The following is a 13,326-nucleotide window of genomic DNA, read 5'->3' as shown; positions in this document are numbered from 1 at the left end:
ATTTCACACTTTTATTCTACATCTGTTTTGTAGAGATTTGCCTCAATAAAATTTTCAGCCCAAAAAAAATCGCGCGGAATTGCTTCTGCGCGATTTTTAATTCACCTTCTCCACTTGCGAACTCAGAATATATTCCGAGATTCTCATCCCAAAGGGAGAGGCTTAAAGGAGTTTACATCTCAACCATTTCCACGCCATCAATGCGGGCAACGGTCATTAAGTCTTTATCGCCACGGCCTGACACCGTTGCAATAATGATTTGGTCTTTGTCCATGGTCGGTGCAAGTTTCGTCACATAAGCCATCGCATGTGAGCTTTCTAGCGCAGGGATAATACCTTCAATTTGAGTTAAATCACGGAAACCCTGCAGCGCTTCAGAGTCATTGATTGGCACATAGTTCACACGGTGCATATCTTTTAAGAAGCTGTGCTCAGGGCCTACACCTGGATAATCTAAACCTGCAGAAATTGAATGCGTTTCAATGATTTGACCTTGATCATCCGACATCAAGTACGTACGGTTACCGTGAAGTACACCGACATGACCTGCGTTTAATGGTGCAGAATGCTTGCCCGTTTCAATGCCGTAGCCTGCAGCTTCAACACCGTACATTTTCACATCTTCATCATTTAAGAATGGATAGAATAAGCCCATTGCATTTGAACCGCCGCCTACACATGCAACAAGCGCATCTGGTAAACGGCCAGCTTGTTCCTGAATTTGTTTACGCGCTTCACGGCCAATGATCGATTGGAAATCACGAACCAATTGCGGATACGGATGCGGACCTGCAACAGTACCAATCACATAATAAGTTGAATCAACATTGGTTACCCAGTCACGCATCGCTTCGTTCATGGCATCTTTCAATGTTTTTGAACCGCTTTCTACAGGTACAACTGTCGCGCCAAGCAAACGCATACGGTACACGTTCATCGCTTGACGTTTTACGTCTTCTGCACCCATGAACACTACGCATTCAAGGCCTAAACGCGCTGCAATTGTTGCCGTTGCTACACCGTGCTGACCTGCGCCAGTTTCCGCAATAATACGTTTTTTACCTGAAAGCTTAGCCAGCAAAGCCTGACCAATGGTGTTATTCACTTTATGTGAACCTGTATGGTTCAGGTCTTCACGTTTTAAATAAATTTGCGCACCACCCAACTCTTTCGACCATCGTTCAGCATAATACAAAGGACTAGGACGACCGACGTAATACGCCAAGTCACGGTCGAATTCTGCCAAAAACTGGGCATCATCTTTCATGCGGAAATAGAGCTTTTCTAAGTCCTTAAGTGCTGCCATTAGAGTTTCTGACACAAAACGCCCGCCATGAATACCGAAATGCCCTTGTGCGTCAGGGAATTGGGTATAGTCAATCTTATTTTGCTGATCCACGATGGACTCCTTGCATAAAGCGTTCTATGAGTTGTTGGTCTTTAATACCTTTTGCCGATTCTACACCACCACTCACATCTACGGCGTAAGCACCAGTGATTTGAATCGCTTCTTCAATATTTTCGGGCTTTAAACCGCCCGCCAAAATTAAAGGAATATCGAGATTTGGAAACTGTGCCCAGTCAAAGCTATGCCCTGTACCGCCTTTCAGTTCTGGATGCCATGCATCGAGCAGTACGGCGCTTGCCCCTGCCTGCTGAAAAGCTTGGATTTCGGCAATCACATCCAGTTCAGGTTTCATCTGAATGGCTTTATACCAGCGGCGCCCAACGGACTGCGCAATTGTTTGGCACTGTTCAGGGTTTTCATCACCATGAAACTGCAGGATATCTACAGGTGAAATTTTTAAAATATCCTGTATGTCTGCAGCCGATGCATTCACAAATAAACCCACGGTCTGCACATAGGGCGGCACATGCTGAATCAGTTCAGCGGCCTGCACTGCCGTTACACTGCGCGGGCTGGGCGCAAAGAATACAAATCCGATCGCATCTGCGCCAGCTTGGACGACAGATTGGATATCTTGAGTACGTGTAATTCCGCAGATTTTGGCACGGGTTCGCATGTTGTTTTGGCTCTGACTCCGCCCTATTCACAGCCTATCTATGAATATAAAGGCGAATCATTGTAATGCAATTTTCATGCATTGCGTGGATTTTCAGCATGATTCCACTGCAAAAATAAAAAGCCCTGAATGTTCAGGGCTTTTTGAATTATTGAATCGATTATTTCATCGCATAACGCAGTGTTACCCAAGCTGTGCGACCGTCTTGATTAAATAAAGTGCTATTGCTGTAGTTGGTCGAATATTCTTTATCAAACATATTGGCAAGCTTGGCTTGAACACTAAATTCAGGCGTTGCTTGATAAGTTACTCGCGTATCTACTATAGCAAATGAACCCAACTCATCAGTATTTGTAGCATTGGTATAACGCTTATCTTCTGCATGAACTGAAGCACCGATAGTCCATTTATCCATTGTATAGTCTGCGGAAGCATTAAAGATTTGCTTTGGCTTTAAGACCAGTTGTTTGCCATTTGATCCTGCTGTCTCATTTTCAGGCTCTTGGTAGGTATAATTGATATTCCAAAGAAAATTATTCAACTGCTGAGTGAGTGATAGTTCAGTGCCTTTAATTTTTGCCTTATCTATATTGCTTGGAACATAATTCCAAGATGCATTTGGTGCCCATGCGATCATATTTTCAATTTCATTATAGAAAGCGTTTAGCTCCCATTGAACATTGCTCACCACACCTTTAAAACCAACTTCATAGTTTTCAGACTCTTCTGGAACTAATGTCGGGTTTTCACTTCCTGGCCAATACAAATCATTGAATGTCGGGGCTTTGAATGCCGTACCATAGCTGACATAAGTTTGCACTGCATCACTGAAGCGATATCCTAAAGTCGCGCTTCCAGTCGTATGATTACCAAACTGCTCGTTATCATCCTGACGGACTGCACCTTGCACATCGAAGTTACCAAATGAACCTAGATATTGCGCAAAGTAAGCTTTGTTATCACGCTCTTTAACAGCATAAGATTTAGTACCTGATACTTCATCATTCTGATAATCAAAGCCAAGCATCAATGTATTTTGCTGATTAAAGTCCAATGTATTCAGCCAAGATAAACTATCTCGCTGGGTGTTAATCACTGATGGATAGCCATCTCGGCTATCTAACTTGTCTTCGGAGCGACCTAACTTGACTTGTGTTGTCCATATATCAAAAGGCTTATAGGTAGCACCAATGCTGTAAACATTTTGCTCGATTTTACTATGCACATTTTTTGCATCAATATAAGGAGAACCCCAGTCATCCCTATTATCATATTCATTTTCACCATCAACGACTAAGACACTTGCATCAACATCAAATTGATCATTGAATTTATGCCCCATACGCAGAGATGCTGACTTATTTTCGTAGCCATCTTTATCCAAGTCATTAGATTCATTAATATTTGTCGCATCAATGCCTTGAGTTTTCGTTCCTGCAACATTCAGAGTTGCCCAAGTATCATTTTGGCGAATATTTAAACCAACATTCCCTTGATATGTTTCATGTGAACCATAGGTAAAAGATGCAAAAGGCTTCACCCCATTTTGCGTCCCTTTACGGGTAAAGATTTGAATTACACCGCCAATGGCTTCTGAACCATATAAGCTTGAACGCGGACCACGCAGAACTTCGACACGCTCAATTTGATCAATGGGGAAATGCTCAAAAGCCGTTTCACCAAGCGTTGCAGAACCCACTTTTTGACCATCTACCAAGACCAATGCATGGCGATTGCCTGTACCGCGAATAGAAACACTGGTTGTTTTCCCTAAACCACCAGTATTGCTATATGTTACGCCCGGCACAGTACGTAATAAGTCTTGTAGTGAATTAAATTGCTTGCGCTCAATTTCTTCACGGTTAATCACGGTCACTGCCGCCAAAGTTTCTTGTGAGTCTTGCTCAACAATATTGGCAACCGTGTTGGTAATGACTGGAAGTTGATGAACTTGGTCTTCTGCCATCGCAGCAGAAAGTGGAGATAAAACAAAAAGCGACCCGATAAGAGTCTTAGAAAAAGAATGCATGCTGTATTCCCCGATCGCACCGCCCGTGCGAATAATAAAATGGATAACGCAGGCGGATTCAGGGTCAGCAATGCAAGGCCAATATTGGCGCAATGATGCAATCCCGCTATAACGCCCGCCGCATTATGAATAGGTCTGCATCAGGCCGGTCTCCGGACTTACGTTATGAATAACGATTCACCGTTGCGGGGGCAGTGTCAGATAACAACAGCTCTATACTGCTGGACTGACTTCCCAGTTTCACTTCTCAATTAAGGAAGCACCTGAAGCATGGGCAGATTAGTTTCTGCCCCACAGCAAGTCAAGCTGAATATGCAGCAACACTAAAATGCCCGATAGATTTGATTGTTCGATAAATCGGAGTTCTCTATACTTAAGCCATTCACAACAGTTGGCATGGGAAGTTTCCACAACACTGCCCCCGCAACGGTGCGCAAGCAATGCCTTGCCAGTCCGATACCTGCTCACTGTGTTCTATCACTCAATCATTTACGTGGGGTAAATGCATGGAGCTTTGTATGCCTTTTCCTTTTCAGCCGACTGCTCTTGCAGCTGGCATATCTGCCCTTTGTATTTTTAGCTCCCAAATATCTGTTGCAGCAGATTCCATTGCACAACCTAAATTGGACACCATTGTCGTCACGGCAACACGCTCACAAGAAAAATTAGAAAATGTACCTGCACGTATTTCCATTATTGACGAGTCGCTCATAGATCAATCACCAATTGCATCATTTCCACATTTATTAATGAGTGATGCTTCTATCAATATGGTGCAGCTGGGTGGCTATGGACAACAAGCTTCATTTTTTTTACGTGGCACAGAGTCAGACCACACTTTGGTATTGCGTGACGGTGTCCGTTTAAATAATGATGCCAGCGGTTTAGCGCCAAATAATTTTATAGATACCACAGACATTAAGCAGATTGAGGTTTTAAAAGGCCCAGCCTCTGTCCTTTATGGCACCAATGCCATTGGTGGTGTGGTACAAATCATTAGCAAAACCCCTGAAAAAAATGCAGCTTTTATCAGCGCTGAAATAGGTGAAAATCAAACCTATAAAAGTACTGTCGGGGTAGACCTAGCCAAGCAAGGTTTTTATGCGCAAATTCGTGGACAGCGTTTAGAAACCGACGGCACACTGATTCATGAACATGAAAATGCCAGAGCTTCTAGCTTTAATCAAAAAGGCGTGTCTGCCAAATTTGGCTATGAAGAAACACGCTTTGGCACTTCATTGGATTATTCTGAAAACCAAGGTAATTCTCAATATGAGCAATACAGCTGGAATTCACTGCAATATAAGCAAAAGTCGCAAGATTTTAAAAATCAAATTGCAACCCTGAAGTCACGCTTCAACCCCACAGATCAGCTGACCCTGAATGCTCGCGTGTCTTATTTTAAAGATGAGTTGGAACAGCTCAAAATCTTTGAACAGACCCATTATGAATCCACTGAATATGAACTGACCGCAAAACAGCAAATGACGCCGTCTCAGAACATCATTGCAGGCATCACCCATCGGCAGCTAGAAACATCAACGCTAAAAACTGTAGAGTCTTTTCATCAAGACTTAAACAGTACGGGTTATTATCTACAGCACCAATATCAAACTGATAAATTAAAAACTCAAGCGGGTATTCGTCGTGAAGACCATGAAAAATATGGTCAACACACGGTCGGACAAGTTGCTGCGCGTTATTTTTTCACGCCGTTGTTTAGTAGCTATGCCAATATTGGTACAGCATTTAAAGCGCCAACCATGAACGACTTATATTATGGCGACTATGCAAACCCTGACTTAAAACCCGAAGAAAGTCAATCCTATGAAATTGGGCTAGACCTACAAATGACACCACAACTAAAAACTGGTTTGTCTATCTACAGAACTGAAATTGATAACCTTATTGATTCTGATCCCAACAATAACTGGAAGTTTGCCAATATTGATGCAGTGACCATTCAAGGTTCAGAAGTCTATGTGAATTGGAGCAATGAGGCATTTTTTACAAAGGCCAGTTATAGCTACAATCAAGCAAAAAATGATAAAACAGGTTTGGATTTGAGCCGCCGCCCACGTCAAAAACTGGCATTGTCAGCTGGTTGGGCTGATGAACATTATGGGCTGTCAACAACGCTGAGTGCGAACAGCCATTCAGACAGCAGTAATTATGATGAGGATGTGATCCCTGGACATGCTCAGATTGATTTCAATAGTTATTACCAACCCAACGAGCAACTGCGCTTCTTTGCCAATATTCAAAATGTCGGCGATGTTCAATATAAAACGGCTTCTGCTGGCAATTTCGACGGCAAATTCTATTTAAATGGCGGCCGTTTGGCTTCCTTTGGCATCACAGTTAGATATTAATTTCACACTGATTTATTCAACTTTTAATCAAAAAATGGACAATTAAAATGGGCCACCGTTTAAGTAAAATTTATACCCGCACAGGCGATTCAGGCACGACAGGTTTAGGCGACGGTTCTCGCGTAGCTAAAGATGATTTACGCATCGAAGCCCTAGGCGATGTCGATGAACTCAATTCAAGTATTGGTATTCTGCGTTCACACATTGCACTTAGCAGCATTGAAGACAAAGCGACTTGGGATAAATCCCTCAGCCTAATTCAACATTGGTTATTCGACCTTGGCGGTGAAGTCTGTATTCCAAACTTCAACTTGGTACAGCCTGTGTCGATTGAGTTTTTGGAAAATGACATCGACCGCATGAATGAAGCGCTGCCAATGCTCAAAGACTTTATCCTGCCATCAGGAACATTGGTGTGCAGCTTTGCCCATCAAGCTCGTGCAATTTGCCGACGTGCAGAACGCCGTTTAATGGCTGTACATAACCGCGACCAGAACATTCAAGCACCGTCATTGCAGCTTTTGAACCGCCTTTCAGACTGGTTATTTGTTGCATCGCGTACATTACAACGTGCTGAAGGTGGCTCTGAAGTGCTGTGGCAGAAAAATATTAACGACACGATTGATCAATAAGTTTTGGATTCAAAAATTGCTCAAATCCTTTGATCAATTAAAAGTCTACTTTACATTGAAATAAATCGAAACATTTCGTCCGATCATTCTTGTATTTCAGAATGATCGGATCAAAATAACAGTGTCATCTCCCTGTCATTCTTACAGGACATTATGTTCTTAACATCTTTTTTTGTAGGCCTCGTATGCGCATAATCGGTCACCGTGGCGCTCGTGGTGAAGCACCTGAAAATACCCTAGGTGGTTTCCAATATATTCAAGACTTAGGAATTCGTGCTGTCGAATTTGACGTTCGGCAACTTAAAGATCGTGCCCTAGTGATCATGCATGATGACCAATTTATGCGAACGACAGGTCAAGATAAACATCTATATGAATGTAGTTCACAAGAGTTAGAACCCTATAACCATGCTGTGACTTGGTCAGAATGGAATAAAGTTGAGCCGACGCCACTGCTCGAACAAACGCTCAAAATTATTCATAACTTCGATCATATTGAAGTCGAAGTGAAAGCAGTGAAGACACAGACTGAAGCTGAAGCACTGACTGAAACCTTGGAACAACAGCTCCAAGGGTTCGAACATTCCGCGGTGATCACCAGTTTTGACCCTAAAATTCATCTTGCTTTGCAACAAAAAAAATCCGGCTTCAAACGCGGGCTTTTGGTTGAAACGGACGTAAAATTTAAAGCGATTGAACAAGCACTCAAATTAGGTTGTATCCAAATCGGTTGGATGAACCAACTTGCCAATTCAGACATTATTCAGGCCACACAGCAGGCAAAATTAAATGTGAGTGTATGGACCGTCAACGACGTTGATCGTGCTAAACAGCTTAAAGATTGGGGCATCAACGGTTTAATTACCGACTATCCTAAATTAATGATGCAGCATTTTTAATGCTGCTTTATTCACCTAGATTTGTGTAATTCACTTCTCGATCAACACGTCGCTATTTCAATCGGTCTATTTTCTTTCCAAAACCAATACAGTTTTTCCCAGACTGTTTTGCATCGTCATCTGTTTCCCTTTTATTTGGAATTGAGTTGCGGCTTGCAAGGCATCTGAAAGTTCAGCCTCTTGAGCCAAAGCCGAATCACAGCTGAAATAACCTGCTCGGGCATTCAGATCAACGCTGTGTTTTAAGGTATCGATCACATAAGTGCCACTGATAGTGTTACATCCCGTATTTCCCTGAATTTGTCGAAATTGCGAATTGAACTGAAGATAAGGTTGATGATGAAAGAACTTAGCTTTTTGTCCAGCGATTTTCACAATCGTCCATGGAATATCTTGTATCCCATCGTTCACGCGAATAACTTTTAATGGCTGCTCAACGCTGCTGCCATATGACTTCCCTTGTGACTTTGTAGTCACCGTCTGTGTCGGAGAACTTTGACAAGCCATCAGTCCAAGACAACTGATCAGAAAGCTGCCCCAGATGCAGTATTTGATAAGTAATTTCAGATTATTTTGACAAATTTGCTGTTTTTTTGGCATCTTCTTACTCCACAAAAAGTCAAATAACTTCAGTCGTATTATGTTACTGTCTAGAACAATACAACTGTACAATAACAGTGGTGAAAACGGGTTTTCCCGTGCTACTATTCTGTACGTTTAAAATCCCTTAAAAGTTTAATGGGATTCGTCCTATCTATACCTCCCAAGGTTTCAGGAGTGCTGTTGGAGATGAATGCTCCCCTACCCAAAGCCCCAATGAACTGGATTGCCATTTTTGCATTGGTGTTTTTACCTATTGTCGCAGTTATTGCAATTCCGTTATATGCCATTAATCATGATTTTAGTGCCGCTGCTTGGATCAGTATGTTTGTTTTACTGGGTGTCAGTAGTTTAGGTATTACCGCAGGTTATCACCGCTTATGGGCACACCGTGCTTATGAAGCAACCTTGCCTTTAAAAATCATTTTAATGCTCATGGGTACTTTTGCAGTTCAAAATAGTATTTTATTTTGGGCTTCAGGCCACCGTACACATCACCGTCATGTTGATGATGTGGATCAAGATCCATACTCAATTAACCGTGGTTTTTGGTATGCACACATTGGTTGGATGCTTCGTGATTATCCTGCAGCAGCACCAAACTATAAAAATGCACCTGACTTATTAAAAGATAAAGTCGTGATGTTCCAAGACAAATATTACATCCCTCTAGTGATTGCCGTTCACGCAGCTATTTTGTTGCCAATTGGTTGGGCTGTAGGTGATATGTGGGGCGTTCTATTATTGGGCGGTTTAATGCGTTTAATCTTAAGCCATCATGTAACTTTCTTTATTAACTCACTTTGCCATATGTGGGGAAAACGTCCGTATACTGATGAAAATACGGCACGTGACAACTTTGTTCTAGCTATTGCTACTTGGGGTGAGGGTTATCATAACTACCATCACATTTTCCAATACGACTACCGTAATGGTGTGAAATGGTGGCAATATGACCCAACTAAATGGCTAATTTGGTCATGTTCTAAATTAGGTTTGGCAAAGAACTTACGCCGTATTCCAAGCTTTAATATTAAAAAAGCTGAGTTGGCAATGAAGTTTAAATATGCTGAACAAGACCTTGCGATTTATGGTCTGAATATGACCGATGACATCGCCACAGCAAAACAACGTATTTCTCAAGAATATGATGCGTTTTCGCAAACTTTGAATGACTGGGCAAAATTAAAAGAACAGGAAATTCAAGCGAAGAAAACAGCAGTTGCTGAAAAAATTCATCAAATGGATGACAAACTCAAACTTGAATTCCAGCAAGTTGAACAACGCCTATCTCAGCACCGTGAAACACTGAATCAATTAATGCGTAATTTGAAAAAGAAAACCGCTTAACTGTTTTAAAGCTCCTCAAATGATAAAGCCTCCCTTGTGGAGGCTTTATTGATTTTAAGCTACAGTTTTTCTATCTGGTCTTTGCTATAGTTTAAACATAATTTGAATTTTTAAAGATCATTATGCTGTTCAATGCCCGCTATAACACCCTGCCACCTCGCCTGTACCATCATCAGCAGCCTGTACCTTTAAAAGGCGCAAAAGCTGGGCATTTTAATGCGGCTCTTGCAGATGAGCTGCAATGGTCGGCAGAAGATCAAGCTGCGTGGGTAGACATCTGCAGCGGTCAAAAAACCTTTGCTGAATTTGAACCTTTGGCCATGGTCTATGCAGGTCACCAGTTTGGACAATGGGCAGGCCAATTAGGCGATGGACGCGGCTTATTGATTGCGCAAATCATCGATAAACATGGGCAAACCATTGACCTCCATCTCAAAGGTGCCGGCTCGACCCCTTACTCACGCATGGGCGATGGTCGTGCAGTGCTGCGCTCGACCATTCGTGAATATTTGGCAGGACATGCGCTGAACAGCTTAGGCGTTGCATCAAGCAATGCGGTGGGTTTTACCAGTTCTGAGCAAGGCGTACAGCGTGAAAAACTCGAACTCGGTGCAATGATGCTGCGTACATCTGACTGTCATATCCGTTTGGGGCACTTTGAATGGATCAATCAGTATCAGGGTGATTTACTGCCTGAATTCACGCAGAAATGTATTGAGTGGCACTACCCTGAATGCTTGGATGCCGAACAACCTATTTTAGCTTTTGCGACCCAAGTCATTCAGCGTACCGCAGTGATGATTGCCAAATGGCAGCTGATTGGCTTTGCACATGGCGTGATGAATACTGACAATCTGAATATTACTGGTTCAACGCTCGATTTTGGACCTTATGGATTTATGGAGCGCTTCCGCCCAAACTGGATCAACAACCATTCGGATTACCAAGGCCGCTATACCTATCAGCAGCAGCCGAGCATTGGGCATTGGAATTTATGGCAATGGCTGAATAATCTCGTTCCGCTCTGCCCTGCAGATTATGACAAAGAACAGTGGAAAGAAGATTTAGCTAAGTGCTTAGAGCATTTTGAACTGACCTTCTTAGAACATTATAAATTGGGCTTAGCTCAGAAAATGGGTTTGCCAAGTTTCCATAAAGACAGCTTTGACTGCGCCATGGCCTTTTTGCGTATTCTGCAAAGTGAACAGCTGGACTACACGCAAAGCTTTATTCGTCTGCAAAATCATGAATATGAAGCCATTAAAGATGACTGCTTAGACCGCCGCGCCTTTGAAGGTTTCTTGGCACAATATGAAAGTATCCGTGAGCATCAGGACACCGATGCTTTAGATGCGGAAATGGCACAGGCCAATCCGCAATATATCTTGCGTAACCATATGGCGCAAAAGGCCATTGAGCTTGCTGAACGTAATGATTTTTCAGAAGTTGAGCGTTTGTTTACATTATTGAGCCAACCATTTACTAAACAACTTGACCTAGAAAAAACTGAAGATTTAGGACCTTTACCAAGTGATGTGCCTGAAGTGATGGTCAGCTGCTCGTCTTAAAAAATTATCCACAAATCCACATTTCACTCGAATCAAAATTGTGGATAATTTAAACATTATCCACAATTCAGAAATCGATGGACTGCGAAAGCAGTTTATCCACTAAATTACAATGACAAGAAAAAATATCACGATCTTTAGTTTCGCTATCCTAATCTGCCTTGTTGCAAGCTATTCGGGCTATCAAAAATTTGAAAAATATCTACCTACACCTGCCAATGCACTGGCCTTTCCACCTAAATTAAGTGATTTGCAAATTCAAAAAATTCGCACAGAAACGCCGATCGACAATATTCAGGTACATAAAGCTGAGCGTTATTTAGAGTTAAAACATCAGGATCAGGTCATTCGGCGTTACCCGATGCGTCTGGGTTTTCAACCGCTTGGACATAAAGTTCAAGAAGGTGATGGCAAGACGCCAGAAGGAACTTATCATATAGATTGGCGCAATCCACAAAGTTCATTTTATAAGTCGCTGCATATCTCTTACCCCAATGCGGCCGATAAACAGAAGGCTAAAAATCTAGGGGTTTCTGCAGGTGGTGACATTATGATTCATGGTTCGGCGACCAGTTTACAAATGAAAGCTGCACCACAACTGATGACGTATTTCCCACAAAAAGATTGGACTTGGGGCTGTATTGCAGTGCGTAATATTGATATGGATGAAATTTGGCAATTGGTAAATAAAGATACCGTTATTCATATTCATCCTTAGGCTTTAACATTCAAGCTTATTTTTAGTTTATTTCTTATGATTGCATTACACGCTGCAGCTGCTAAGACGGCCTTCGCCCTGCCAGAAACCACGTGCAGCCAGCCTTTTGGTGAAGGCTGTGATGTGTTTAAAGTGATGGATAAGGTTTTTATGCTGAGTTTTCATTTAAAAGGCAAAGCAGCTATCAATTTAAAAGTGCTGCCAGACAATGGCGCAATGCTTAAAGATATTTATCCCTTTATTCGTGCGGGCTGGCATATGAATAAGAAGCATTGGATTTCTGTTTTTACAGATGAAGAATTGGAAGAAGAACTGCTGCAGGATTTGGTGCTAAATTCTTATGAATTAGTTGTATCCAAGTTAAATAAAGGACAGCGGCAAAGGATTGAGTTGCTGAGGAGTGTTTAGATAACACTTCCCTTTCGATCTGGTTGATTTTGCAAATTTAGTATAATCGCAATTATGTTAAGTGAAGTAAAATTCTATGGATTTTAATATCCATAGAAATCTTTTAGTATTCATATTTAAAATGAAATTTCCCATTATGAAAAAACCAATAATTTTTTCGATATTATTACTAACTTGTTCCTTTTCAAATGCGGATGACAATGAACAATGTGATGGAATTGCATATGCAGCAGACACATTGATGACTTTTCATCAAATGGGTTCAGATGTAGAAAAAGCTAAAAGTATTTATAGCAACCTCTTCAAAGAGGAAGGTGAAATTTTCAATCAGATAGTAGATGAAGTGAAGAAATCACCTGTCTATACCAAAGAGGAAGAAGCAGAAAAAGCTATAGAAGACTTTAAAAATAAATGGAAAAACTATTGTGTAGAAAACAATATAAAGTGATTCGCAATTGAATTGATTATCTGCATAGTGATTCTAAAGATTTCCTAAAATTAACATAATACACGTTATACGAAATAATTTTGTTAGAACCCATTTAAAGTGTCTATATTCTCACCAATAAAAATGTCTAGTTTATGATGGTTTTTATCATCATGGACTGGATATAAATATAGATGCTGATCACTATGTCTGACAAAGAAATTCAACGGCTTGCAGTTCTGCAAGACGTTCGAGATCATCGTATTACCCAGGTCCGTGCTGCTGAAATCCTAAATCTT

General features: G+C 41.5%; 12 protein-coding genes and 1 riboswitch. Of the genes, 8 read left to right on the top strand and 4 right to left on the bottom strand.

All coding sequences use genetic code 11. The annotated features are described in order from the left end of the window. Nucleotides 1-172: 172 nt before the first annotated feature. The 3 genes from trpB to FTU62_RS15925 form a co-directional block, all read right to left on the bottom strand. Nucleotides 173-1,399 carry a tryptophan synthase subunit beta gene (gene trpB, locus FTU62_RS15935; RefSeq protein ID WP_180103186.1) on the bottom strand — a complete coding sequence of 409 codons (1,227 nt, stop codon included), beginning with the start codon at nucleotides 1,397-1,399 and terminating at the stop codon, nucleotides 173-175. Next, nucleotides 1,383-2,024 (bottom strand): phosphoribosylanthranilate isomerase, encoded by a 642-nt coding sequence (locus tag FTU62_RS15930; RefSeq protein ID WP_180103185.1) that lies wholly within the window; start codon nucleotides 2,022-2,024, stop codon nucleotides 1,383-1,385. Before FTU62_RS15930 ends, trpB begins: the two co-directional genes overlap by 17 nt. A 160-nt stretch (nucleotides 2,025-2,184) precedes the next feature. After that, nucleotides 2,185-4,053 (bottom strand): TonB-dependent receptor domain-containing protein, encoded by a 1,869-nt coding sequence (locus FTU62_RS15925; protein ID WP_180103184.1) that lies wholly within the window; start codon nucleotides 4,051-4,053, stop codon nucleotides 2,185-2,187. Between the two features lie 125 nt (nucleotides 4,054-4,178). Beyond that, nucleotides 4,179-4,335, bottom strand: a riboswitch (cobalamin riboswitch). Between the two features lie 236 nt (nucleotides 4,336-4,571). On the opposite strand from FTU62_RS15925, the gene FTU62_RS15920 reads away from it, so the two are divergent. From FTU62_RS15920 to FTU62_RS15910, 3 genes are all read left to right on the top strand, one after another. Continuing rightward, nucleotides 4,572-6,425 (top strand): TonB-dependent siderophore receptor, encoded by a 1,854-nt coding sequence (locus FTU62_RS15920; RefSeq protein WP_180103183.1) that lies wholly within the window; start codon nucleotides 4,572-4,574, stop codon nucleotides 6,423-6,425. Between the two features lie 47 nt (nucleotides 6,426-6,472). Further along, nucleotides 6,473-7,057: a cob(I)yrinic acid a,c-diamide adenosyltransferase gene (locus tag FTU62_RS15915; protein WP_180074270.1), complete on the top strand. Its 585-nt coding sequence runs from the start codon at nucleotides 6,473-6,475 to the stop codon at nucleotides 7,055-7,057. Between the two features lie 185 nt (nucleotides 7,058-7,242). Beyond that, complete coding sequence (locus FTU62_RS15910) at nucleotides 7,243-7,956, top strand: glycerophosphodiester phosphodiesterase (RefSeq protein ID WP_078194141.1); 714 nt, start codon at nucleotides 7,243-7,245, stop codon at nucleotides 7,954-7,956. A gap of 66 nt (nucleotides 7,957-8,022) precedes the next feature. On the opposite strand, the gene FTU62_RS15905 is transcribed toward FTU62_RS15910, so the two are convergent. Next, nucleotides 8,023-8,556 carry an META domain-containing protein gene (locus FTU62_RS15905; protein ID WP_180103182.1) on the bottom strand — a complete coding sequence of 178 codons (534 nt, stop codon included), beginning with the start codon at nucleotides 8,554-8,556 and terminating at the stop codon, nucleotides 8,023-8,025. 189 nt (nucleotides 8,557-8,745) lie between these two features. Here FTU62_RS15905 and FTU62_RS15900 point away from each other — a divergent pair, with 189 nt between their 5' ends. From FTU62_RS15900 to FTU62_RS15880, 5 genes are all read left to right on the top strand, one after another. Then, nucleotides 8,746-9,906, top strand: a complete 1,161-nt coding sequence (locus FTU62_RS15900; protein WP_078194143.1) for an acyl-CoA desaturase — start codon at nucleotides 8,746-8,748, stop codon at nucleotides 9,904-9,906. A gap of 122 nt (nucleotides 9,907-10,028) precedes the next feature. Further along, nucleotides 10,029-11,474 carry a YdiU family protein gene (locus FTU62_RS15895; protein ID WP_180103181.1) on the top strand — a complete coding sequence of 482 codons (1,446 nt, stop codon included), beginning with the start codon at nucleotides 10,029-10,031 and terminating at the stop codon, nucleotides 11,472-11,474. 112 nt (nucleotides 11,475-11,586) lie between these two features. Further along, nucleotides 11,587-12,192: a murein L,D-transpeptidase family protein gene (locus tag FTU62_RS15890; protein ID WP_180103180.1), complete on the top strand. Its 606-nt coding sequence runs from the start codon at nucleotides 11,587-11,589 to the stop codon at nucleotides 12,190-12,192. A 36-nt stretch (nucleotides 12,193-12,228) separates the two neighbouring features. Beyond that, nucleotides 12,229-12,600 (top strand): MmcQ/YjbR family DNA-binding protein, encoded by a 372-nt coding sequence (locus FTU62_RS15885; protein WP_218948640.1) that lies wholly within the window; start codon nucleotides 12,229-12,231, stop codon nucleotides 12,598-12,600. A 136-nt stretch (nucleotides 12,601-12,736) separates the two neighbouring features. Next, a complete protein-coding gene (locus FTU62_RS15880) occupies nucleotides 12,737-13,048 on the top strand; it encodes a 3-hydroxybutyryl-CoA dehydrogenase (protein WP_180035831.1) in 312 nt (103 codons plus the stop codon). Nucleotides 13,049-13,326 lie beyond the last annotated feature (278 nt).

It is taken from the genome of Acinetobacter sp. YH12126, assembly GCF_013418745.1.
Classification (GTDB): Bacteria; Pseudomonadota; Gammaproteobacteria; order Pseudomonadales; family Moraxellaceae; genus Acinetobacter; species Acinetobacter amyesii.
Note: the sequence above shows the minus strand (reverse complement) of the source record. Positions and strands in the feature narration are given on the sequence as shown.

Excerpts from the sequence above, each read along its gene's own strand:
- FTU62_RS15895 (WP_180103181.1), top strand. The coding sequence starts at position 10,029 with ATGCTGTTCAATGCCCGCTATAACACCCTGCCACCTCGCCTGTACCAT.
- FTU62_RS15880 (WP_180035831.1), top strand. The coding sequence starts at position 12,737 with ATGAAAAAACCAATAATTTTTTCGATATTATTACTAACTTGTTCCTTT.
- FTU62_RS15885 (WP_218948640.1), top strand. The coding sequence starts at position 12,229 with ATGATTGCATTACACGCTGCAGCTGCTAAGACGGCCTTCGCCCTGCCA.
- FTU62_RS15920 (WP_180103183.1), top strand. The coding sequence starts at position 4,572 with ATGCCTTTTCCTTTTCAGCCGACTGCTCTTGCAGCTGGCATATCTGCC.
- FTU62_RS15910 (WP_078194141.1), top strand. The coding sequence starts at position 7,243 with ATGCGCATAATCGGTCACCGTGGCGCTCGTGGTGAAGCACCTGAAAAT.
- FTU62_RS15890 (WP_180103180.1), top strand. The coding sequence starts at position 11,587 with ATGACAAGAAAAAATATCACGATCTTTAGTTTCGCTATCCTAATCTGC.
- FTU62_RS15905 (WP_180103182.1), bottom strand. The coding sequence starts at position 8,556 with ATGCCAAAAAAACAGCAAATTTGTCAAAATAATCTGAAATTACTTATC.
- FTU62_RS15925 (WP_180103184.1), bottom strand. The coding sequence starts at position 4,053 with ATGCATTCTTTTTCTAAGACTCTTATCGGGTCGCTTTTTGTTTTATCT.
- FTU62_RS15900 (WP_078194143.1), top strand. The coding sequence starts at position 8,746 with ATGAATGCTCCCCTACCCAAAGCCCCAATGAACTGGATTGCCATTTTT.
- FTU62_RS15915 (WP_180074270.1), top strand. The coding sequence starts at position 6,473 with ATGGGCCACCGTTTAAGTAAAATTTATACCCGCACAGGCGATTCAGGC.
- FTU62_RS15930 (WP_180103185.1), bottom strand. The coding sequence starts at position 2,024 with ATGCGAACCCGTGCCAAAATCTGCGGAATTACACGTACTCAAGATATC.